At 72.3% G+C, this 19,020-nt stretch carries 17 protein-coding genes; 8 read left to right on the top strand and 9 right to left on the bottom strand.

Annotated elements, in window-relative coordinates:
• Positions 1 to 20: 20 nt before the first annotated feature.
• Positions 21 to 341 (top strand): EthD domain-containing protein, encoded by a 321-nt coding sequence (locus OKJ99_RS12085; RefSeq protein ID WP_326016008.1) that lies wholly within the window; start codon positions 21 to 23, stop codon positions 339 to 341.
• Here OKJ99_RS12085 and OKJ99_RS12080 read toward each other — a convergent pair.
• A complete protein-coding gene (locus OKJ99_RS12080; RefSeq protein ID WP_326016007.1) occupies positions 338 to 1,273 on the bottom strand; it encodes an SDR family NAD(P)-dependent oxidoreductase in 936 nt (311 codons plus the stop codon). The two genes, OKJ99_RS12085 and OKJ99_RS12080, sit on opposite strands and share 4 nt — an antisense overlap.
• A gap of 41 nt (positions 1,274 to 1,314) precedes the next feature.
• Positions 1,315 to 2,202 carry an SDR family NAD(P)-dependent oxidoreductase gene (locus OKJ99_RS12075; protein WP_326016006.1) on the bottom strand — a complete coding sequence of 296 codons (888 nt, stop codon included), beginning with the start codon at positions 2,200 to 2,202 and terminating at the stop codon, positions 1,315 to 1,317.
• A gap of 71 nt (positions 2,203 to 2,273) precedes the next feature.
• Between OKJ99_RS12075 and OKJ99_RS12070 the strand changes: the two genes are divergently transcribed.
• Both OKJ99_RS12070 and OKJ99_RS12065 read left to right on the top strand, forming a co-directional pair.
• Positions 2,274 to 3,206 (top strand): LysR family transcriptional regulator, encoded by a 933-nt coding sequence (locus tag OKJ99_RS12070; RefSeq protein WP_326016004.1) that lies wholly within the window; start codon positions 2,274 to 2,276, stop codon positions 3,204 to 3,206.
• A 66-nt stretch (positions 3,207 to 3,272) separates the two neighbouring features.
• Positions 3,273 to 3,716, top strand: a complete 444-nt coding sequence (locus OKJ99_RS12065; RefSeq protein WP_326016002.1) for a VOC family protein — start codon at positions 3,273 to 3,275, stop codon at positions 3,714 to 3,716.
• Here the strand turns inward: OKJ99_RS12065 and OKJ99_RS12060 are convergent.
• Both OKJ99_RS12060 and OKJ99_RS12055 read right to left on the bottom strand, forming a co-directional pair.
• Positions 3,709 to 4,335 (bottom strand): TetR/AcrR family transcriptional regulator, encoded by a 627-nt coding sequence (locus tag OKJ99_RS12060; protein ID WP_326016001.1) that lies wholly within the window; start codon positions 4,333 to 4,335, stop codon positions 3,709 to 3,711. The two genes, OKJ99_RS12065 and OKJ99_RS12060, sit on opposite strands and share 8 nt — an antisense overlap.
• Before the next feature lie 5 nt (positions 4,336 to 4,340).
• The gene (locus OKJ99_RS12055) at positions 4,341 to 5,036 is read right to left on the bottom strand and encodes a type 1 glutamine amidotransferase domain-containing protein (protein WP_326016000.1); all 696 of its coding nucleotides are present in this window, start codon (positions 5,034 to 5,036) and stop codon (positions 4,341 to 4,343) included.
• Positions 5,037 to 5,171: 135 nt separating this feature from the next.
• On the opposite strand from OKJ99_RS12055, the gene OKJ99_RS12050 reads away from it, so the two are divergent.
• Positions 5,172 to 6,095: a LysR family transcriptional regulator gene (locus tag OKJ99_RS12050; protein ID WP_326015999.1), complete on the top strand. Its 924-nt coding sequence runs from the start codon at positions 5,172 to 5,174 to the stop codon at positions 6,093 to 6,095.
• A gap of 307 nt (positions 6,096 to 6,402) precedes the next feature.
• Here the strand turns inward: OKJ99_RS12050 and OKJ99_RS12045 are convergent, their stop codons facing one another.
• From OKJ99_RS12045 to OKJ99_RS12030, 4 genes are read right to left on the bottom strand one after another with little or no spacing between them, the layout of a single operon-like run.
• On the bottom strand, positions 6,403 to 8,391 hold the full coding sequence (locus tag OKJ99_RS12045) for an alpha-glucuronidase family glycosyl hydrolase (protein ID WP_326015997.1): 1,989 nt from the start codon (positions 8,389 to 8,391) through the stop codon (positions 6,403 to 6,405).
• A gap of 17 nt (positions 8,392 to 8,408) precedes the next feature.
• Positions 8,409 to 9,272 (bottom strand): carbohydrate ABC transporter permease, encoded by an 864-nt coding sequence (locus OKJ99_RS12040; protein ID WP_326015996.1) that lies wholly within the window; start codon positions 9,270 to 9,272, stop codon positions 8,409 to 8,411.
• Complete coding sequence (locus OKJ99_RS12035) at positions 9,272 to 10,252, bottom strand: carbohydrate ABC transporter permease (protein WP_326015995.1); 981 nt, start codon at positions 10,250 to 10,252, stop codon at positions 9,272 to 9,274. Before OKJ99_RS12035 ends, OKJ99_RS12040 begins: the two co-directional genes overlap by 1 nt.
• Positions 10,249 to 11,604 carry an extracellular solute-binding protein gene (locus tag OKJ99_RS12030; RefSeq protein WP_326015994.1) on the bottom strand — a complete coding sequence of 452 codons (1,356 nt, stop codon included), beginning with the start codon at positions 11,602 to 11,604 and terminating at the stop codon, positions 10,249 to 10,251. The genes OKJ99_RS12035 and OKJ99_RS12030 overlap by 4 nt, the downstream gene beginning before the upstream one ends.
• 260 nt (positions 11,605 to 11,864) lie before the next feature.
• On the opposite strand from OKJ99_RS12030, the gene OKJ99_RS12025 reads away from it, so the two are divergent.
• The gene (locus tag OKJ99_RS12025; RefSeq protein WP_326015992.1) at positions 11,865 to 14,210 is read left to right on the top strand and encodes a beta-xylosidase/alpha-l-arabinosidase; all 2,346 of its coding nucleotides are present in this window, start codon (positions 11,865 to 11,867) and stop codon (positions 14,208 to 14,210) included.
• Between the two features lie 60 nt (positions 14,211 to 14,270).
• On the opposite strand, the gene OKJ99_RS12020 is transcribed toward OKJ99_RS12025, so the two are convergent.
• Positions 14,271 to 15,338, bottom strand: a complete 1,068-nt coding sequence (locus OKJ99_RS12020) for a LacI family DNA-binding transcriptional regulator (protein ID WP_326015991.1) — start codon at positions 15,336 to 15,338, stop codon at positions 14,271 to 14,273.
• Positions 15,339 to 15,483: 145 nt separating this feature from the next.
• Between OKJ99_RS12020 and OKJ99_RS12015 the strand changes: the two genes are divergently transcribed.
• The 3 genes from OKJ99_RS12015 (at position 15,484) to OKJ99_RS12005 (ending at position 19,004) form a co-directional block, all read left to right on the top strand.
• Complete coding sequence (locus OKJ99_RS12015; protein WP_326015990.1) at positions 15,484 to 16,422, top strand: sugar phosphate isomerase/epimerase family protein; 939 nt, start codon at positions 15,484 to 15,486, stop codon at positions 16,420 to 16,422.
• 262 nt (positions 16,423 to 16,684) lie between these two features.
• Positions 16,685 to 18,394: a dihydroxyacetone kinase family protein gene (locus tag OKJ99_RS12010; protein WP_326015989.1), complete on the top strand. Its 1,710-nt coding sequence runs from the start codon at positions 16,685 to 16,687 to the stop codon at positions 18,392 to 18,394.
• Between the two features lie 91 nt (positions 18,395 to 18,485).
• A complete protein-coding gene (locus tag OKJ99_RS12005) occupies positions 18,486 to 19,004 on the top strand; it encodes a ribose-5-phosphate isomerase (RefSeq protein WP_326015987.1) in 519 nt (172 codons plus the stop codon).
• Positions 19,005 to 19,020 lie beyond the last annotated feature (16 nt).

Raw genomic sequence — 19,020 nt, 5'->3', positions numbered from 1 at the left:
GGATGCTCATGCTCACGCTCATGACAGTGATCCGTAAGCGGCCCGAGGTGTCCACGGAGGACTTCCGCCGCTTCATGGAGGACGAGTACGGCCCGACGTACGTGGCGCTGCCCCAGGTGCGGGAGTACGTGCAGTACTACCTGTCGGACTCCGGTGGGGACGGCGCCGAGGACCCCATCGACGCGATCGTTCGGATCAGCTTCGACTCGGAGGCGACGATGCGGGAGGCGCTCGCCACGGACGCGTACCGAAAGGCCCACGAGCTGCGGAAGGCATGGATGCGCGACACGTCCGTCGGGATCCACTCGGCCGTACTCGAGCGACGGGTGCAGATGGTCTAGCGCACGGCCGTCGCGGCGAGCAGGTCCTCCGACAGCGTCCACAAACGGCGCGCTCCCGCCGGGTCGACGGCGTAGCGGGCGACGCCGTGCAGGGTGCCGGAGCGGCGGTCGACGAGCTCGGTCTCGTTGCAGTCGGTGAAGTAGCGGCCGCCGATTCCGTCGAGGAGGGGAGAGGTGGCCAGCAGGACCGAGGTCGCCGCGCCCTGCTCGACCGTCTTGATGAGGTCGGCCGGGACCCGGCCGCTGCCCCGGCCGCCGGTGTGGCGCTGGAGGTTGGTGTAGATGGCGCCGGGCATCAGGGCGTTCGCGGTGATGCCCGCGTCGGCCCAGCGGCGGGTGGCCTCCACCGCGAAGAGGACGTTGGCGGTCTTGGACTGGCCGTAGGCGAGCCACGGGTCGTAGGGGCGGAAGGCGAAGTTGACGTCGTCCCAGACGACGGGGGACTGCTGGTGGCCGGTGGAGCTGACCGAGACGATCCGCGCCGACCCGTCCGCGGCGAGCGCCTCGTACAGGCCGGTGGCCAGGGCGAAGTGGCCGAGGTGGTTGGTGGCGAACTGCCACTCCCAGCCCTCGTCGGTGTACCGCTCGGGACAGGCCATGACGCCGGCGTTGTTCACCAGGATGTGCAGTGGGCCCTGCCACGCGGCGGTGAAGGCCCTGATGGAGGCGGGGTCGGCGAGGTCGAGGTGTGCGGTGTGTACGTCCTGGTTGCCGGTGGCCGCGGTGATCTCCTTGGCCACGCGCTCGCCCGCCGCCGGGTCCCGGACGGCCAGCGTCACGCTCGCTCCGGTCGTGGCCACGGCGCGCGCCGTTTCGGCGCCGAGTCCCGAAGAGGCGCCGGTGACGACCGCGCGGCGGCCGGTGAGGTCGACTCCCGCCGCGACCTCCGCGGCGGTGCTGGCGAAGCCGAACGGTGTCGTGACGAGGGGCATGGCGCTGAACTCCTTGCCGAGGGTGGGGTGTTGTCGTGGAATCACGGCGTGAGCAGGCGGTCCTGCTCGACCGGTGGCGTGCCGTCGTGCCAGTCCAGGGCCGCGCCGAAGCGGACCAACTCGCCGTAGTGGGCCGGGTCGACGGTGTCGGCGGAGACCAGGTCGAGCACTGCGCGTGCGGCTTCGGCCGGGGACTTGGCCTGGCTGAAGTCGCTGAACCAGGGGCGGGAGGTGGCGGTGTCGACCATGCCGGGGCAGACGGCGGCGATCAGGGTGCCGCTCGCCAGATCGTGTGCGCGGCGGGTGGCGGCGACGGCGCGGACGGCGGCGACCTGGGCCACCTTCGAGGGCACGTTCAGCCAGCGCGGCCAACCGGCCTCCTCCGCGGTCCCGTTGTGGATGGCGCCGCGCCAGGACTCGACGGCGTACTCGACCTGGTCGAGATCCGCGCCGTCGAAGAGGTGCCGCAGCCGCGGGGTGAGGTGGCCGAGGGTGCCCAGGCTGCTGGCCACGACGAGGAGCCGCCCGCCGGGGCGCAGCACGGGGGCGAAGGAGCGCAGCACGGCGTGTGTCGCGGAGTTCGATACGTCGATGAACTCGTCGGCGCGAGCGGACTGCGAGTCCTCGGGCAGCAGCCGGGCCACGGCGTTGGAGATCACCACGTCCACGCCGCCGTGCCGGAGACGGAGTTCCTCGGCGAGCCGGGCGATCGACTCGGCGTCGGTGACGTCCAGGACGACGCCCTGAACCTGGCTGCGGGTGCCGGGCAACTGGGCCACCTCGTGGGCCGCTTCGGTGACGCGCTGCTGGTCACGGCCGGTGAGCAGGACGAGATCCGCGGGGCCCAGGCGGGCCGCGAGTCCTTCGACGAGGGCGCGGCCCAGGCCCTGGTTGGCGCCCGTGACGAGGGCGATGCGGGAAGTGTTCATGCCCACAACGTTAGGAGCGTGCGTGGCATGAGTCCAACGAAAGTTCGGCACGTGTGGTATGCGTAAACGTCATGGACTTCGCGGATGTGTCACTCACTGCGCTGCGTGTCTTCCGCGCGGTCGCCGAACAGGGAACCTTCACCGCGGCCGCGGCCTCGCTCGGCTACACGCAGTCGGCGGTCTCCCGCCAGATCGCGGCGATCGAGCGGGCCGCGGGCGCCGAACTCCTCGAACGGCGGCGTGGCGGGGTCCGGCTCACCACGGCGGGGCGCGTCGTGATGCGGCGCGCCACGGTCGTGCTCGACGAGATCGACGCGACGGCACGCGAACTGTCCGGACTGCCGGGTGAGGGCGGCACCGTCCGCCTCGGCTGGGTACCCAGCGCCGGAACGTCCTTGGTTCCACGGGCACTTGTGGCCCTGCGGCGCACCGATCCCGGGCTCCAGGTCGTCAGCCGAGAGGGCGGCACACCGGCGCTGGCCCGTGCATTGCGGGCAGGCAGCATCGACCTGGCCCTCCTGGCGTCCGCACCCCCGTTCCGCGCGCCCGACGACGAGTCACCACCGCTGGTGCTGCGCACCCTCACGGAGCGCGCCCTGCGGCTGGCCGTGCCCGCCGCCCACCCCCTCGCCCGCGGCGACTACGTCGACGTGGCCGATCTGCGCGGCCAGCGCTGGATCGCCGGTTCGGTGTCCGGCGCGGACGGCCTCATGGGGGTGTGGCCGGGCCTGGACGAGCGGCCGGAGATCGCCCACGTCGCGCGCGACTGGCTGGCCAAGCTGCGGCTCGTCGCGGCGGGCTTCGGGATCACGACGGTGTCCGCGTCCCTCGCGCCCGCCGCGCCGCCGGACGTCCGCATCCTGTCGGTACGCGGCGGCCCCCGGGAACTGCGGCGCCTCCTCCTGGCCCGACTCCCGCAACCGCCCTCGGAGCAGGTCGACCGGGTGGCCGCCGCGCTCCGGGCGGCGGCGCTCGCCGAGGACTCCTCCAGTGCCGATCAGTAGCCGCCGCACATCCCGATGGCTGGACATGGGGCACGTCGCCCCGTCCTGGATGAGAAGGGAATGCAGATGTCCGTTCGCTACCAGCTGGTGATCGACTGCGCCGATCCCGACCGGCAGGCCCGCTTCTGGGCGGCCGCACTGGGTTATGAACTCGCGCCGCCCCCATCCGGGTTCGCCACATGGGACGACTACTACCGCGACCTGGGACTGCCCGAAGAGGAGTTGACCGGCGCCGCGGATCGGATCAGTGACCCGGAGGGCGGTGGGCCGTCCGTCTGGTTCCATGCGGTCCCGGACGAGAAGGCGGTGAAGAACCGGCTGCACATCGACCTTCACGCCAGCGGCGACCGGACCGACCCGATCGAGACGCGAAAGAACCGAGTGGACGCCGAAGCGGACCGCCTGACGGGCCTGGGCGCCATCATCACCGTGGTCATGTACGAGGAGGGCATCGACCACTACGCGGTCGGCATGAAGGACCCCGAAGGGAACGAGTTCGACATCAACTGACCGGGTCTCCGTGACACCCCTCGTACCGGGTGCCGGCGGGCGGGCCCGCGAGGGCGGACGCGGTGCGGGTCTCGGTGCCGAGCAGACCGGTGAGCAGCGCGTCCGTCGCGGGGCCGAGCAACTCCCGTGCGTCGGTGGAGGATTCGAGCCCGATGACGAGCGCGACGCAGATGTCCGCGGCCTCGGCGGGATCCACGCCGCCGACCGTGCCCGCGTCGGTGAACAGGGCGATGAGCAGGTGCCTGAGATCCGAGGTGAAGGCGGTGCAGATGCCGCCGAACAACCGGGCCTTGTCGTCCAGGAGTTCGGCGGTGTGCGGGGAGTCCCCGGACAGTTCGAGGACCAGACCGAGCTTGGCGGCCAGGACACCGCGGATGCGGTCGGCGTGCGGGGCGCCCGCATCGGCGGCCGCCTGCCGGGCCCGCGCGAGCGCCCGGTCGTGCAGGCGCCCGGCGAGCCGCCGGAAGGCGTCGTCCTTGCTGCGGACGTACTGGTAGACCGCGGACCGGGACACGCCCATGGTGGTGGCGATGTCGTCCATCGTCGTGCGCCGTACGCCGTACCTGGTCAGGCAGTCGTACGTGGCGTCGAGGACCTCGTCGAGCCGGTCGGTGCCCATGTCGCTCAGGCCAGCTTCTTGAGCAGCTGGACGGCCAGCGGCGCGGACGAGGCCGGGTTCTGGCCCGTGACGAGATTGCGGTCGACGACCACGTTCGGCGCCCAGGGCTCGCCGACCCGCACATGTACGCCGGCCTCGGTGAGGCGGTCCTGGAGCAGCCACTTCGCCCTGTCGGCGAGGCCCGCCTGGGTCTCCTCGTCGTTGGTGAAGGCGGCGACGTCGTACCCGGCGAAGGTGTTGGTGCCGTCGTCCTTGGTGGCGGCGAGCAGCGCGGCCGGGGCGTGGCAGACGACGCCGAGCGGCTTGCCGGACTCCAGGGCGAGGGTGAGCAGCTTGCCGGAGTCGGCGTTGACGGCGAGGTCCTCCATCGGGCCGTGGCCGCCGGGGTAGAAGACGGCGGCGTAGTCGTCCAGGCGCACGTCCTCCAGCTTGATGGGGGACCGGATCTCGCTGATCGCGGCCAGGGCGTTCGCGACGCGGTCGGCGTTCTCCTGTCCGCCGTTGACCTCGGGGGCGAGGCTGCCCTGGTCGACGGTGGGGACGACACCGCCCGGGGTGGCGACGACGATCTCGTGGCCCGCGGCCTTGAACGCCTCGTACGGGGCGACGGCCTCCTCGGCCCAGAAGCCGGTCGGGTGCTTGGTGCCGTCGGCCAGCGTCCAGAAGTCGACGCCGGTCATCACGAAGAGGATCTTCGACATGGGGTGGTTCTCCGTTTCGGAAGCTCTGACACTTCGTATGTAGATCGTCAGTGCGGCGATGTCCCCGAAGGTACGGCCGCCCACCCATAGGAATCCAATAGGCTGGGACATGTGAGAGATAGGGAAGCCAATGGGATGACAAGTGCGGCCGGGCCCCGGGCGGCGGGTCTGCCCGACCTGAATCTGTTGCGCACGTTCCTGGCGGTGTACCGGTCGGGCGCCTTCACCGCGGGCGCCCGCATGCTGGGCCTGTCCCAGCCCACGGTCACCACGCAGATCCGCTCCCTGGAGACCCAGCTGGGCCGCGAGCTCTTCGAGCGGCAGGCGCGGGGCGTCGCTCCGACGGCGTTCGCGGACGAACTGGCGGCCCGGATCGTGGAGCCACTGGACGCCCTCGGCGCGGTCGGCGGCCCCGGCGGACTCCTAGAGGAGGGCGAGGCGGGCCCGGTCCATCTGGCGGGCCCCGCCGAGTACCTCTCGCACCGCGTGCTGCCCACCCTCGCCCCGCTGGTCGACAAGGGCGTACGGCTGCGCGTCACGTTCGGTCTGACCGACGCTCTCCTGGAGGAGCTGCGGGCGGGACGGCACGATCTGGTCGTCGCCACCGTCCGCCCGCGTGGCCGCGTCCTCGCCTCGGTGCCGCTCGTCGACGAGGAGTTCGTGCTGGTCGCGGCGCCGGTGTGGGCGGACCGCGTCGGCCCCCGGCTCGCGGCCGACGGCCCGGCCGCGCTGCACGGCGTCCCCCTCGTCTCGTACGCCGATGACCTGCCGATCGTCCGCCGGTACTGGCGCCACGTCTTCGGCAAGCGACTGACCTGCACCCCGGCCGTCACCGTTCCCGACCTGCGGGCAGTGAAGGCGGCCGTGGCCGGTGGCGCCGGGTTCAGCGTGCTGCCTCGCTACCTGTGCGCCGACGAACTGGCCTCCGGCGCCCTGGTGTTGCTGAACGACCCGGACGACGCCCCGATCAACACCGCATTCCTCGTCCAGCGCCCGGGATCCGCGGCCAACCCGCACGTCACCCTCGTACGCGACCACCTGCTGCGCTCCGCCCGCTGACTCCGGGTTACCGAGAAGCCGAGGCACGCGCAGACCTACCAGCAGATCCTCACCACCCTGGCCGGCGCGGGCCATACCCGGTCCGCGACCAGCGGCCCTTCCCCAACCTCAACTAGGAAACGGAATCGTCGGCCAGCGCGGCAGGGGCGCCATCGAGGACAATGGCGCCGGCTCCGGCCAGGGCTACGGCAGCAAGTCGGATACCGCTTGCGCATGCTCATGCCGCAACCCACGCGAACCCCGAACGCCCGACCGGCGGCGACGTCCCAACATCACAGCGTCGAGCGAGCGCAAGCCGGACGGGAGGTCACGTACCGCACTCTCGGCGTTCGGCCCCCCGCTCGTCGGGGATCCCGCTCTTGCGGTGGAAGTAGGCGTTGATCTGGTCGCGCCACTCGCGGGCGCAGCGGACCTGTTCCTCGTAGCGCGAGGCCGTCTCCCGGTGGCGTTCGCCGGGGAGGAGGTGGGCGATGCGCTGCCAGCGCCTCCGGGCCTCCTCCGCCTCCGCGCAGCCCTCGGCGTGGGTGTCGTAGATGTGCTGGATCACCGTTCTGCCGCTGTGCAGGCGGTGGGTGTACGGGACGTGGTGGAAGAAGAGGAGCAGCTCGTCGGGGCAGGTGCCGGGCGAGTCGTACAGGTCGGACCAGGGTTCGGGGTACTGGCCGGAGTATCCCGTGCCGGTGACCGTGGTGCGGTCGACGCCGACGCCGTCGCGGTCCGCGTGGTGGTAGGTGCCCCAGGGGGTGTATTCGTAGCCGTCGACGTCCGGGCCGTAGTGGTGGTGCGGGCGGACCATGAAGCCGACACCCAGTGGGGCGGTGTACTTCTCGTACGTCCGCCAGGAGCCTTCGAGGGCGGAGCGCACGGTGGTGCGTACGAGGTCCGGGGCGCCGGGGTGTGTCAGGTGCGTCCATTCCGCGAGGACGGTGTCCGGGTCCAGGGCCGGGTTCCAGGCCAGGCGGCCGTACGCGTACAGGTTGGCCTGGGCCAGCGGATGGCCGCACCAGAAGGGCGAGTTCCCGGTGTTGGCGACGGCCGCGAACCCGCCGGAGGCGCCGAGATCCGCGATCGTGCGGGCGTCGTCCTCGCCGTACGGGCGGAATCCCAGCACCTCGGACCACATGGGGGCGAGGTAGCAGACGTGCTGCTGCTGGCCCGTGTACTCCTGGGTGGCTTGCACCTCGATGGCAAGACGCGTGCGGGGCATGGCCGCGAGGAGCGGGGACACGGGCTCGCGGGGCTGGAAGTCGATCGGTCCGTGCTTGACCTGAAGGATCACGTTGGCGTCGAACTGCTCGTCCAGCGGGGTGAATTCGTCGTACGCGGCACGGGCCCGGTCGGTGCTGCGGTCGCGCCAGTCCTGGCGGTGGTCGTAGACGAAGGCGCGCCAGTGGACGACGCCGCCGTGCGGGGCGAGGGCGGCGGCGAGGAGGTTGGCGCCCTGGGCGTGGTCGCGGCCGTAGGAGTGCGGTCCCGGCTGGCCTTCGGAGTCGGCCTTGACGGTGTAGCCGCCGAAGTCGTCGATCGCCTCGTACACGGCCTCGGTGGTCCGCTGCCACCAGGCCCGCACGTCCGGGGCCAGCGGGTCCGCCGTCGGCAGGCCGCCGAGCAGGACGGGCGCCGCGTAGGAGACGGACAGGTGGACGCGGATGCCCCAGGGGCGCAGCGCGTCGGCGATCGTGACGACGTCGTCGAGCCGGTCGGTGAGAAGGTGGGCGGCGTCCTCGTGGACGTTGACGTTGTTGACGGTGATCGCATTGATGCCGCAGGAGGCGAGGAGTCGGCCGTAGTCGTGCAACCGCCGCAGTTCCTCGGGGGTGTTGCGGGCGCGGCCGTCGTCCCAGAACAGCGAGCCGCCCGCGTAGCCGCGCTCGACCTGGCCCATGCGCGGGTGGACGGAGAGGTTGTCCCAGTGGTCGAGCTTGCGCAGGGCGGTGTGCGGGCGTTCGAGGCGGATGCCGCCGTCGGCGGGCGGATCGGCCCTCAGCAGGTCGAACAGGCCGTACAGGAGCCCGTGTTCGGACTCGGCCAGGACCACGGTGGTGTGCCCGTGCGTGGTGACGGCGTAGCCCTCGGGGCCCAGGTCGGCCGGGGCGCGGCGGACCGCCGCGCGGGCCGCGTCGGAGGTGTCGGCGTGGTGGCGCAGGGCGAGGACCAGGTCGGGATCGGAGCCCTCGTGCAGTTCGCCGCCCAGTGTGTCGGCGATCGGGCCGCCGTCGGCGAGAACCAGGGCGCGGCGGCCGCGCAGCGCGTGCCAGGCCTCGTCGGGCAGCCAGGCCGGGTCGTACGTGTTCATGAGGTGTCCTGACGCGGTCACTTGCCACCCATTCCTGCCATGCCGGCGATCAGCCAGCGGCGGGCCAGGAGGTAGGCGACGAAGACGGGGAAGGCGGACAGGAGCACGGCGGTCATCAGGCCGGGCATGTCGACGCCGTGCTCGGTCTGGAAGTTCCACAGGTTGAGGGTCAGGACCTGCTGGCTCGCGGACTGGGTGAGGATCAGCGGGAACAGGAAGCCGTTCCACGCCTGGAGCGCCGCGTACACGCCGACGGCGATGATCGAGCCCCGCGACATCGGGACGACGAGGTTCCACAGCGTACGGAACGTGCCCGCGCCGTCCAGGGCCATCGCCTCGTAGTTCTCGCGCGGCACGTCGCGCAGCGTGCCGACGAGGATGAGGATCGCGAGAGGGAGCCCGAAGGCCACCGTCGGCAGGATGATCGCGGCCTTGGTGTCGTACAGGCCGAGGCGGACGATCATCAGGTAGACGGGGATGATCACGGCCTGGGCGGGGATGGCGAGGCCGAGGAGGAACGCCCGGAAGACGGCCGCGACCGTACGGCTGCGGGAGCGGACGATCGCGTACGCGCCGGGTATCGCGCACAGCAGCGTGAGGGCGACGCTGACGACCGTCACGACCAGGGTGTTGACGAAGGCCTGGGCGAAGCCCATTTCGAGGACCCGGCCGACGTTGCCGACGGTGAAGCTGGAGGGCCAGCTGAGCGGCCCCGTCGACAGGAAGCCGTCGCCGCCCTGGACGGCCCAGCTGAGCACGGACCAGACCGGGACGAGGACGATCGCCAGCCAGATCAGTGAGGCGACACCGGCGGGGACGTTCGCCCGCATCCAGGTGGACGTGCGGGCGGAGGCCCGGGTGGTGACTCGGGTGAGAGCCATCAGATCCCCTCCAGGGTGGAGTTCATCTTGGTGAAGCCGCTGAAGCGGACGATGAGCAGCGAGAGCCCCGTACCGAAGAGCACCAGGACGGTGGCCAGGGCGGCGGCGGGCCCCATCTCGAAGGACATGAACGCCTGTTGGTACATGCGGAACGGCAGGATCTGGGTCGCGGTGCCCGGACCGCCGTTGGTGAGGATGAGGATCGTCTCGAAGGTGGTCATCGAGCCGACGACCATCAGCGTGGAGGAGGTGACCACGGTGTTGCGCAGCTGCGGCAGGGTGATCGCGAAGAACTGCCGTACCCGGCCCGCTCCGTCGAGGGTGGCGGCCTCGTACAGCTGCGCCGGTACGTTACGGGCCGCGGCTTGGTACATCAGCATGTGGAACGGCACGAACTGCCAGGCGCCGACGGCCAGTACGCAGGCGAGCGCGCCGCTGGGCGAGGACAGGAAGTCGCCGTCGGAGCCGAACCACGAGCCGAGCTGCCCGGAGAGGCCGAAGGTGGGGTCGAGCAGGGCCTTCCACACCAGCGCGACGGCGGCGCCGGACAGCAGCAGCGGCAGGAAGTACAGCGCGGAGAAGACCGCCCGCAGGCGCTGGGTGCCGGCCGCCCAGACGCCGAGCAGCAGCGCGAGGGGCGTCTGGAGGAGCCAGCCGAGGGCCGTGAGGATCAGGGTGACCTTCAGCGAGGACCAGGTGGCGGGGTTGGCGAAGAGCTGCTGCCAGTTGTCCAGGCCGTTGAAGGCGGGATTGCCGAGGCCGTTCCAGCTGGTGAAGGAGAGCGCGGCGACGCCAATGAGCGGCAGCAGCGCGAAGACGCCGAAGACGGCCAGGGCCGGCAGCAGATAGCCGATGCCGGGCCGGGGGAGCGCGCCGTCGTGGGCGCGCCGGGTCGCGGGGCGCGCGGCGGGCGGCGGGCTCGCCTCCTCCAGGTCAGGAGTGGCAGCGGGCGCGGCGGTGGCGGTGGTCGTGGGGCTCACAGCAGGGCCTCCATGGTGTCGACGAAAGAGGAGGGCGAGGTGGTGCCGAGGAAGACCTCCTGCAACTGGGCGAGCATGGCCTCCTTGAGGACCGGCTGGAGGGCCTGGTCCCAGGAGAGCGTGAAGCGCTCGGCCCCGGCCACCGTGTCGTACACCCAGCGGGAGAAGCGCGGGTCGGGCGACTTCGCCTCCAGCCGGTCCTCGATGCCCGCCGCGGCGGGGACCTCTCCCGCGGCGATCAACGTGTCCACGTAGCCACGGGAGTTGAGCCGGTCCTTGAGCATCTTGATGTGGTCGGCGGCCAGGTTGCTGCGGGAGGAGACGGAGAAGTAGTTCGTGGGGTTGCCGACCAGGGCCCCGGCCCCGCCGGCCCCCGAGGGCATCTGGGGGAAGGAGCTCCACGCGAGGGACCGTGCGGCGAACTTCTTGTGGTTGGCGTTGAGGTTGGTGTACTCCCAGGTCCCCATCAGGTGCATGGCGGCCCGGCCGGTGGCGAACAGGGCCGTGGCGGTGCCCGAGCCGTACGACACGGATCCGAAGGTCCTGCCGAAGGCGCCCCGTTCGACCAGGTCGCGGACGTACTTCAGGGACTCCTCGACGGGTCCGTCGCGCCAGCTCCCGCGCGTGCCCCGGAACAGGGCGTCGATCTGCTTGCCGCGGCCCAGGCGTTCGGCGAGGAACTCGAACCACATCAGCTGCGTCCAGCTCTCGGCGCCGGCCAGCGCGATGGGTGTGACGTTCTCCTTCTTCACACGGTCGACCGCGCGCAGGAAGGAGTCCCAGGTGTCCGGGGCGGCCAGGCCGAGGTCGTCGAACATGTCCTTGTTGTAGAAGAGGACGACGGGTTGCATGCCCTTCAGGGGCAGCCCGAGAAGCTTGCCGTCGCCGGTGCGGGCCGAGCCCAGAGAGGCCGGCAGGAAGGCCTTCTCCGCCCAGCCGCGGGGGAGATGCTCGGCGAGGTCGACGACCATGCCCGCGTCGTCGTACGGACCGACGCTGGCGCCGCCCCAGTTGAAGAAGACGTCGGGGCCCTTGGAGGTGCCCATCGCGATGCGCAGTTTCTGCGTGTAGTTGGTGTTGGGGAAGACGGCCAGCCTGCGGCGCGGGGTGCCGGGCTCCAGGTACTTCGTCTGAATGGCGTTCTGTACGGGGTCGGTCAGCGCCCACACCTCCGGCGTCACGGTGGCCGCCGACGCCTCGGTCGAACAGCCGGTGAGGAGCGGGGACGCGGCACCGGCCGCCGCGAGGGACGCGATACCGGCGAGGAAGCCGCGTCTGCCGGTGCGGCGGTCCGGGGCGGGCGGGGATCCCTGGGGCCTGGTGGGGTCCGACATCTTTGTCGCGGTGGTCATGCCACTCCTCAAGGAATTTCCGAGAGACTTTCGGAAAGTGGTGGGGTGGGGCGCACCCTAGGCAGCGCCGCGCGAGCGCGTCAATCACCTGTGAATGATGAGGCCTTGGAGTGATCAAGGCGCTGAGCTCGCACTATAGTGAGGGCCGAAAGTTTCGGAAACCCTTGTGCAGTTTCCGCTTCGGGACCGGCCGTTCCCCGCCCCGATCGCCCCCGTATCTCCGTATCTCCGTATCTCCGTTACGACGCAAGGACGACGCCATGGCCAGCACCCCGGCAGCATCCGCCCCGCAAGCGCCCTCCTCCGCCAGGGCGCACGAGCCCTGGCGCGACCCCGCCCTGCCCGCCGCCGACCGCGCCCACGACCTCGCGGCCCGGATGACGCTAGAGGAGAAGCTCGGACAGCTCGTCGGCATCTGGGTCGGCGCCACCGTCGACGGCCGCGGCGTCGCCCCGCACCAGGACGACCTCGCCGGCGAGACCCTCGACTGGGACGAGGCGATCCGGCACGGACTCGGCCAGCTCACCCGCGTCTTCGGCACCCACGCCGTCGAACCCCTCGCCGGTGCCCGTGCGCTCGCCGCGAGCCAGGAGGCCGTCCGCGCCGCCTCCCGCTTCGGCATCCCGGCGATGGCGCACGAGGAGTGCCTGGCCGGGTTCGCCGCCCACCGGGCCGCCGTCTTCCCCGTGCCGCTGTCCTGGGGCGCCACCTTCGACCCGGACCTGGTACGGGAGATGGCCGCCGTCATCGGCGCCGACCTGCGCGCCGCCGGGGTCCACCAGGGCCTCGCCCCGGTCCTCGACGTCGTACGCGACCTGCGCTGGGGCCGCGTCGAGGAGACCATCGGCGAAGACCCGTACCTGATCGGCGAGTTGGCCGCCGCCTACGTCGCCGGCATCGAGTCCCAGGGCGTCGTCGCCACCCTCAAGCACTTCGCCGGCTACTCCGCCTCCCGCGCGGGCCGCAACCTCGCGCCCGTCTCCATGGGGCCGCGCGAGTTCGCCGACGTCCTCCTGCCGCCCTTCGAGACGGCGCTGCGCAAGGGAGGCGCGCGCTCGGTGATGCACGCCTACACCGACATCGACGGCACGCCGTCCGCCGCCGACGAGCACCTGCTCACCACCGTCCTTCGCGAGGAGTGGGGCTTCACCGGCACCGTCGTCGCCGACTACTTCGGTGTCTCCTTCCTGCATCTGCTCCACCACGTCGCCGAAGGACCCGGTGACGCCGCCGCCCAGGCCCTCACCGCGGGCGTCGACGTCGAACTCCCCTCCGGCCGCTGCTACACCGAACCGCTCGCCGCCGAGGTCCGCGCCGGACGCGTCCCCGAAGCCCTCGTCGACCGCGCCCTGCTCCGCGTCCTGACGCAGAAGGCCGAACTCGGCCTGCTCGACCCGGACTGGCGGCCGAACGCCCCCGAGCACCTCGACCTCGACACCGACCACCACCGCGACCTCGCCCGCCGCCTGGCACGCGAGGCGATCGTGCTGCTCGCCAACGACTCAGGCGTCCTCCCGCTCGACGCCTCCAGGCCGCGCCGCCTCGCCGTCGTCGGCCCCGTCGCCGACGACCCGATCTCCCTCTTCGGCTGCTACTCCTTCCCCGCCCACGTCGGCGGCCTCGGCGTCGAGGCCCCCACGGTCGTGGACGCGCTGCGCGAGGCGCTGCCCGGCTGGAGCGTCGAATACGTCGCCGGGTGCGATGTCCGCGAGCCCGGCACCGACGGCATCCCGGACGCCGTACGCGCCGCGCGGGAGGCCGACCTGGTGCTCGCCGTCGTCGGTGACCGCCCCGGCATGTTCGGCCGCGGCACCTCCGGCGAGGGCTGCGACGCCCCCGACCTGTCGCTGCCCGGCGAGCAGGGCGCGCTCCTCGACGCCGTCCTCGACGCGGGCACGCCCACGGTCCTCACCGTGCTCAGCGGCCGCCCCTACGCCGTCGGCGGTTACGTGGAGCGGGCCGGCGCCGTCGTCCAGGCGTTCTTCCCCGGTGAGGAGGGCGGCCGGGCGCTCGCCGACCTCCTCACCGGCGCCGCCGAACCCGCGGGCCGGCTGCCCGTGTCCGTCCCCCGCGACCCCGGCGGCCAGCCCGGCACCTACCTCACCGCCCCTCTTGGCCGGGCGAGTTCGGTCTCCGCCCTCGACCCGACCCCGCTCTACCCCTTCGGACACGGCCTGGCCTACACCACGTACGCCTACGAGGATCTCGCCCTCAGCCGCCCGGAGATCGAGACCGACGAGGAGGTCGAGATCGCCTGCACCGTGCGCAACACCGGGGAGCGGGCGGGGCGGGAGACGGTGCAGCTGTACGTGTCCGACCCGGTCGCGCAAGTCGTGCGTCCGGAGCGGCAGTTGGCGGGCTTCGCGCGGATCGCGCTCGCCGCGGGCGAGGCCCGGCGTGTGACCTTCCGGCTGCACGCGGAGCGCACCTCCTTCACCGGGCGGAACGGCCAACGCGTCGTCGAGCCGGGGGAGTTCCGCGTGCTGGTCGGCCGCTCCAGCGCCGACACCCCGCTGACCGGCAGCTTCACGGTCAGCGGTGAGAAGCCGCGGCCGGTGGGCCACGACCGGGTCCTCGACACACCGGTGACGGTCACGCAGGCGTGAGCCGAGGCAGGAGGGGTGGGGCCGGGGGAGCGGACCCCGGCCGGGGGAGCAGACCCGGTCCTATCCCTCCGGCGGCGGAGCCGTGCTGCCGCGCACCACCAGCTCGCTGGCCAGTTCCATCTGCGTCACCTCGAACGCGCCGTGTTCGCGGTGATGCAGGATCATCCGCAGGGCCAGCGCGGCCATTTCGGAGACCGGCTGGCGCACGGTCGTCAGCGGCGGCTCCGAGGTCCGCGCCGCCGCCAGATCGTCGAACCCCACGACGCTCAGCGCGGCCGGTACATCGATCCCGAGGCGACGGGCGGCGCGCATCACCCCGATCGCCTGCTGGTCGTTCCCCGTCGCGACGGCCGTCGGCCGTTCCGGTCCGCTCAACAGCTCAAGGGCGGCCTCCTCGGCCGACTCGGCGTGGAAGTCGCCGGGAAGGATCAGCTCCTCGTCGACATCGAGACCCGCCGCCCGCAGCGCGGAGCGGTAGCCGTCCACGCGGGCCGCCGAACACCGCAGGTCGTCACGGCCCGCGATGCAGGCGATCCGCCGGTGGCCGAGCTCGGTGAGATGCGCGGTCGCGGTGTAGGCGCCCTGCCAGTTGGTGACGCCGACGGTGGCGGCGTGCGGATGCGGCGTACCGGTCGCGTCGACCGCGACCACCGGGATGCCCAGCTCGTGGACGCTCGTCGCGAAGGCGGGCGCGAGTCCGACCACGGCCAGCACCACGCCCGCGGAGCCGCGCGCCCTGACCTGTTCCAGCCAGCGGCGCTGGTCGGCCTCGTCCTCCCGGAAGGCGTTGACGACGACACCGATCCCGGCCTCGTGCGCCACGCGCTCGGCCCCGCGCAGCACCGCGAGCGCCCACTCGCTGTCCAGGACCGGGAAGACCAGGTCCGCGATGAGCGGCCCGGTGGTCCCTGCGCGGGCCGGCACGGCGGCCGGCTTGCGGGGCCTGCGCGGGTACGCGTGCCGTTCGAGCAGTGACTCGACCCGCTCCCGAGTGGCCGGTGCGACGTGTGCGTGCCCGTTGAGGACCTTGGACACGGTCGGCACGGAGACGCCGGCCTCGGCGGCGATCTCCTTGATCGTGATGCGCGGTCTGGCCTGCGGTGCGGACCCAGTGCCGGAAGTGGACACCTGAAGTCTCACCTAAACCTTTCGGGAAACACGTCGGAAAGCCCCAGCCTACGGGGTGCGGTCCGAGCGCGTCCGGGTGCGATGTGGATCACCCTTGACAGCTGCCGAAGTCATAGATCATATAGAAAATAGAGAAAGGGAGCCGATGCTGAACCACACCGCAGAGACCTGGCCTATCGCCGCCGCCCTGCTGCAGTTTCCGAACACCGGACCTGATGGTGTCTCCACCCAGGACCAGACCGCCGAACAGTGGGCGCAGAGCCTGCGGGAGGTGGCCGACGCCGGGTTCACCGAGGTCGATCTGACCGACGGCTGGCTGCGCCCAGGCGACCTCGCCCCGGACCGGGTCGAGGAACTGCGCGCCACGATCGCCAAGGTGGGCCTGACCGCCCCCGCCATTTCCGCGATCCGCCGCAGTGTCATCGACCCCGTCGACGGCGACGACAACCTCGCCTACTCGCACCGCACCATCGACGCGGCCGCCGCCCTGGGCGTCCCGCTCGTCTCCTTCGGCCTGCACCGTCCGCTCACCCCCGAGCAGCAGGCCGTGCTCTGGTTCTGGACCGTGCCGGGACCCCAGGACCCCGTCGGGGACCAGGAGATGTGGCACAAGGCCGTGACCCGGCTGCGCGAACTCGCCGACCACGCCGCCTCGGTGGGCGTCGAGCTTTCGCTGGAGATGTACGAGGACACCTACCTCGGCACCGCGGACTCGGCCGTCGCCCTGCTCACGGACATCGACCGGGACAACGTCGGCCTCAATCCGGACCTGGGCAACCTCATCCGCATGCAGCGCCCCATCGAGTCCTGGGAGTCGATGGTCACCAAGACGCTGCCGCACGCCAACTACTGGCACGTGAAGAGCTACTACCGCGTCGAGGACCCCGCCAGCGGCACCGTCCTGACCTCCCCCGCCCCCATGGAGTCCGGGTTCGTCAGCTACCGGCAGGCCGTCAAGATCGCCCTCGCCCACGGCTTCAACGGCGCGTTCTGCGTGGAGCACTACGGCGGCGACGGCCTCAGCGTCTCCGCCGCGAACCGCGAGTACCTGCGGCGCATCCTCCCGAGCGCGCCCACGGCCTGAGGTGAGCCCGGCCGGTTCGATCCGGCCACGGCCTGAGCCGGGCCCCGCCGGATCGAACCGGCACCGGCCCCCATCGGCGCACCGCCGCCATTGGCGCACCGCCGCCATTGGCACATCGCCTCCATCGGCACACCGCCGCCCGGACCCGCCACCGGTCCGGGCGCGCTGGGCCCACCTCGGGCCCCGTCCCCGATCCCAGCCCCCGATCCCAGCCCCCGCGCGCACCGCCGCGCCCCCGCCTCGCGACAAGGAACCACCCGCCATGACCAGGCTGTACGCCGACCCCGCCCGCTTCAGCGAGGACCAGCTGCGCGGATTCGCCGCCGCCTACCCCGAGCACGCCACCCTCGTGCCGGGCGGCGTCATACGCAGCACGCCGCTTCCCCCGGGGCAGGTCGCCGTCGTCGTGGGCGGGGGCTCGGGGCACTACCCGGCCTTCAGCGGCCTGGTCGGCAGCGGACTCGCCACGGGCGCCGTCGTCGGGAACATCTTCACCTCGCCCTCCAGCCGCCAGGCGGAGTCGGTCGCACGCGCCGCCGACGCCGGCGGGGGAGTCCTCTACTGCTTCGGCAACTACGCGGGCGACCGCATGAACTTCGGCATGGCACAGGCACGGCTGCGCGGCGCGGGCGTCGACACCCGCACCGTGCTCGTCACCGACGACGTGGCCAGCGCCCCGGCCGAACGGGACGGCGAACGGCGCGGTATCGCGGGCGACTTCACGGTCTTCAAGGTCGCGGGGGCGGCGGCCGAGGAAGGCCTCGCCCTGGACGCCGTCGAGACCGCGGCCCAGCACGCCAACGCCGCCACGTACTCCTTCGGCATCGCCTTCGCCGGCTGCACGATGCCCGGCGCCGACGCCCCGCTGTTCACCGTGCCCGAAGGAAAGATGGCCATCGGCCTCGGCATCCACGGCGAACCCGGCGTCGAGGACGCCGACATGGCCGACGCCCCGACCATCGCCCGCATCCTCGTGGGCCGGCTGCTCGCGGAGCGTCCTGCGAAGTCCGGCACACGCGTCGCCGCGATCCTCAACGGCCTCGGCGCCACCAAGTACGAAGAGCTGTTCCTGCTGTGGGGACATGTGTCGCAGGCCCTCGGCGCGGCCGGGCTCACCGTGGTGCGCCCCGAGGTCGGCGAACTCGTCACCAGCCTGGACATGGCCGCCTGCTCCCTCACCCTGATGTGGCTCGACGAGGACCTCGAACGCTGGTGGTGCGCGCCCGCCGACGCCCCCGGCTTCCGCCGCATCCCGCTGCCCGAGGTACCGGCCGCGCCGCGTGTGTTGCCCGAGGCCCTGCCCGGCACCCCGATCATCCAGGGCGACGAGCCCTCAATCCGCGCCGCGGCCACGATCCTCACCAGCCTGCGCGCCCTGCGGAGCGCGCTGCACGACGCCGCCGCCGAGCTCGGCCGCATCGACGCGGTGGCGGGCGACGGCGACCACGGGCGCGGCATGACCAAGGGCATCGACGCCGCCGTACGCGCCGCCGAAACAGCCAACTCCCGTGCGGCAGGCGCCCGTTCGCTGCTCAACGCCGCCGCCGACGCCTGGGCCGACGAGGCGGGCGGCACCTCCGGAGTGCTGTGGGGCGTGGGGCTGCGCGCCCTCGCCCAGGAACTCGGCGACACCGGGCCGGTCGACGCGGTGCGCGCGGCCACGGGCGCCCGCGCCGCCTTCGACGCCGTCACCTCCCTCGGCGGCGCCAAGCCCGGCGACAAGACACTCGTCGACGCCTTCGCCCCGCTCGTCGACACCTTCACCGCGGCCATCGGGCGCGGAGACGACACGGTGACCGCCCTCGGCCTGGCCGCCGCGGAAGCGAGCACCGCCGCCGAGGCGACCGCCGCCCTCACCCCACGCCTGGGCCGCGCCCGGCCCCTGGCCGAACGCAGCATCGGCACGCCCGACGCAGGCGCGACGTCGCTGGCCCTGTGCGCGCGCACCGTCGCCGAGCTGCTGGCGAAGTAACGCCCCGTCAGAACCGGGCAGCGGCACGGCCGAACACCACCCGGCCGCCCCACCGATCGCGCAATCCCGCATCCCAAGAACAGGAACGACGATGGGTCACCCCGACCACACCACCCCTGCCCCGCTGCACATCGTCATCGGCAGCGACGACGCCGGCCACGCGTACAAGGAAGCCCTCAAGGCCGACCTCGAAGCCGACCCGCGCGTCGCCTCCGTCAAGGACGTCGGCGTCGGAGCGGACGAGCACACCGACTACCCGCACATCGGCGTCGCGGCGGCACGACTCGTCGCGGAGGGCGGAGCCGACCGCGCACTGCTGTTCTGCGGCACCGGCCTGGGCGTCGCCATCAGCGCCAACAAGGTGCGCGGCATCCGCGCCGTGACCGCCCACGACAGCTTCTCCGTCGAGCGGGCCGTGCTCAGCAACAACGCCCAGGTACTCACCATGGGCCAGCGCGTGATCGGTATCGAACTGGCCCGCCGCCTGGTCCGCGAGTGGCTCGGCTACCGGTTCGACGCCTCGTCGCCCTCCGCCGACAAGGTCCGGACCCTCGACGCCTACGACACCGGCGCCACCGACCAGGCGGACGAGGCCCGCTCCGGCTGCTGACGCCGTCCACCCCTCT

Source organism: Streptomyces endophyticus, from assembly GCF_035798155.1.
GTDB lineage: Bacteria > Actinomycetota > Actinomycetes > Streptomycetales > Streptomycetaceae > Streptomyces > Streptomyces endophyticus.
This window is presented reverse-complemented; position numbering and strand designations above follow the sequence as displayed.

Coding starts and splice junctions, on each gene's coding strand:
- OKJ99_RS12085 (WP_326016008.1), top strand. CDS start 21: ATGACAGTGATCCGTAAGCGGCCCGAGGTGTCCACGGAGGACTTCCGC.
- OKJ99_RS12080 (WP_326016007.1), bottom strand. CDS start 1,273: ATGCCCCTCGTCACGACACCGTTCGGCTTCGCCAGCACCGCCGCGGAG.
- OKJ99_RS12075 (WP_326016006.1), bottom strand. CDS start 2,202: ATGAACACTTCCCGCATCGCCCTCGTCACGGGCGCCAACCAGGGCCTG.
- OKJ99_RS12070 (WP_326016004.1), top strand. CDS start 2,274: ATGGACTTCGCGGATGTGTCACTCACTGCGCTGCGTGTCTTCCGCGCG.
- OKJ99_RS12065 (WP_326016002.1), top strand. CDS start 3,273: ATGTCCGTTCGCTACCAGCTGGTGATCGACTGCGCCGATCCCGACCGG.
- OKJ99_RS12060 (WP_326016001.1), bottom strand. CDS start 4,335: ATGGGCACCGACCGGCTCGACGAGGTCCTCGACGCCACGTACGACTGC.
- OKJ99_RS12055 (WP_326016000.1), bottom strand. CDS start 5,036: ATGTCGAAGATCCTCTTCGTGATGACCGGCGTCGACTTCTGGACGCTG.
- OKJ99_RS12050 (WP_326015999.1), top strand. CDS start 5,172: ATGACAAGTGCGGCCGGGCCCCGGGCGGCGGGTCTGCCCGACCTGAAT.
- OKJ99_RS12045 (WP_326015997.1), bottom strand. CDS start 8,391: ATGAACACGTACGACCCGGCCTGGCTGCCCGACGAGGCCTGGCACGCG.
- OKJ99_RS12040 (WP_326015996.1), bottom strand. CDS start 9,272: ATGGCTCTCACCCGAGTCACCACCCGGGCCTCCGCCCGCACGTCCACC.
- OKJ99_RS12030 (WP_326015994.1), bottom strand. CDS start 11,604: ATGACCACCGCGACAAAGATGTCGGACCCCACCAGGCCCCAGGGATCC.
- OKJ99_RS12025 (WP_326015992.1), top strand. CDS start 11,865: ATGGCCAGCACCCCGGCAGCATCCGCCCCGCAAGCGCCCTCCTCCGCC.
- OKJ99_RS12015 (WP_326015990.1), top strand. CDS start 15,484: ATGCTGAACCACACCGCAGAGACCTGGCCTATCGCCGCCGCCCTGCTG.
- OKJ99_RS12010 (WP_326015989.1), top strand. CDS start 16,685: ATGACCAGGCTGTACGCCGACCCCGCCCGCTTCAGCGAGGACCAGCTG.
- OKJ99_RS12005 (WP_326015987.1), top strand. CDS start 18,486: ATGGGTCACCCCGACCACACCACCCCTGCCCCGCTGCACATCGTCATC.